The 1,695-nt window shown below is 70.3% G+C and carries 2 protein-coding genes; both read right to left on the reverse strand.

Annotated features, from left to right (window positions below):
* A partial coding sequence (locus tag ABZ641_RS36165) for an ATP-binding cassette domain-containing protein (RefSeq protein ID WP_359988720.1) occupies positions 1-202 on the reverse strand: 202 nt, incomplete at its 3' end.
* A 102-nt stretch (positions 203-304) separates the two neighbouring features.
* The gene (locus ABZ641_RS36170) at positions 305-1,351 is read right to left on the reverse strand and encodes a substrate-binding domain-containing protein (protein WP_359988722.1); all 1,047 of its coding nucleotides are present in this window, start codon (positions 1,349-1,351) and stop codon (positions 305-307) included.
* Positions 1,352-1,695 lie beyond the last annotated feature (344 nt).

Raw genomic sequence — 1,695 nt, forward strand, 5'->3', positions numbered from 1 at the left:
TGAGGATCTTCAGCAGGGTCGACTTGCCGGCGCCGTTCTCGCCCATCAGCGCGGTGACCCGGCCGGCGGGGAAGTCCAGGGTGACGTCCGACAGGGCCTGCACGGCGCCGAACCGCTTGGAGAGGTTGCGCACTCCGGCGCTGCCCGGGGCCGGGGCGGTGGGCGGACGGGGATCCGGCTTCTCGTCGTGGGCTCGGCTCATGGGGTCACCTTCGATTCGTGCGGGGAGGGTTCGCGGAGCTGCGCGGAGAAGGGACCGACGCCGGCCCGGCCCTCGGGCGTACCGGCATCGGCCGGCGGGGCGTCAGCTGCAGCTGATGCCGGCGGACTTCCAGGTGGTCGGGTCGACCATGGTGGTGGGCGCGAAGGCCTCCTTCGGGAAGTCCTTGCCGTTCTTGAGCCGGTCGTACATGGTCTGGACGGCCAGTGCGCCGACGTCCTTGCCGTTGATGAACAGGGCGGCCTTCATGCCGGAGGGCTTGCTGCCGCTCCAGTCCTTGCAGGCGAGGTAGGCACCGAGGCCGACGCCGATGACGTTGTCGGCGCCGATGCCCGCGTTCTCCATGGCGGTGACACCGCCCTGGACGTTCTCGTCGTTGCAGCCCCAGACGACCCAGTGCTTGACGCCCGCGTTGGCGGTGACGGTCGCGGCGATCTTGTCCTGGGCGCCGGTGGGGGTGTTGTCGGTGGCGACGTCGATGTTCTGCACCTGGGCGCCCGACCCGGCGGCGAAGGCCTCCTTGGCGGCCTTCACCCGGTCGCCGCAGACGGTGACGTCCTGCTTCCAGGCGGAGACGATCCGGGTCTCGGCCGGGTTCCAGCCGGCCTTCTTGAACTCCTCGGCGGCGCGCTTGCCGACCTCGGTGCCCATCTGTCGGCCGGAGAAGCCGATCCGGGCGACCAGGTCGTCCTTGCTGCAGGCCGCCGGGTCCGGGCCGGTGGCGCATATCTGGTCGTCGGAGGTCAGCAGCGCCACCTTGGCGTCCCGGGCGGCCTGGACGACCGACGGGCCGACGGCGGGGTCGGGCACGACGATGATGATGCCGTTGGTCTTCTGCGCGACGGCGGACTGCACCTCGCTGACGGTCTTGTTGGCGTCGTTGCCGAGGTTCACCACCTTGAGGTCGATGCCGAGTTCGGCGGCCTTGGCCTTGGCGCCCGCGGCCTCGCCCACGAAGTACTCCTGATCGCCCTGCTTCTGCAGGTAGGTGAGCGAGATCCTGCCGTTCACCGGCGCCGTGGGGCCCGCGTCGCCCTTCAGCGACTCCTGCCCGGTGGAGCAGGCGGTGGTCAGTCCGAGGGTGAGCAGCAGGCCCGCCGCGGCGGCGGCACGGGTGGTGGTGCGGAACACGGGAGCTCCTTCGGGCATGCGCCGGCGGCGGCGCGGCGGGTGCGCTCGGGCCGTCGCAGCAGGCGTCCCGAGATCCATCAAGAACAAACACGTTCAAACGGTATGCAACATATGACACCCGTGTTGCATGGCACCGTCAAGGGGGCGGGATCGCCGAGACCAGCTTGTGACCATGGAGCGGACGGCTGCGCCTTCGTTCCGTCACCTCTCTTTCCCAGCCGTCGAGTTGACGTTACGTCCCGGTCGCGGGCCCGCGGCGCCGGTCGCGGTGCTGCCCGGACTCCGGGGCCGGCCCTGGCACATCGGAAGATCGGCGGGGAGGGAAAGAGTGGTGTGGAGAAGGT

Origin of the sequence: Kitasatospora sp. NPDC007106 (assembly GCF_040634455.1) — a bacterium.
Classification (GTDB): domain Bacteria; phylum Actinomycetota; class Actinomycetes; order Streptomycetales; family Streptomycetaceae; genus Kitasatospora; species Kitasatospora arboriphila.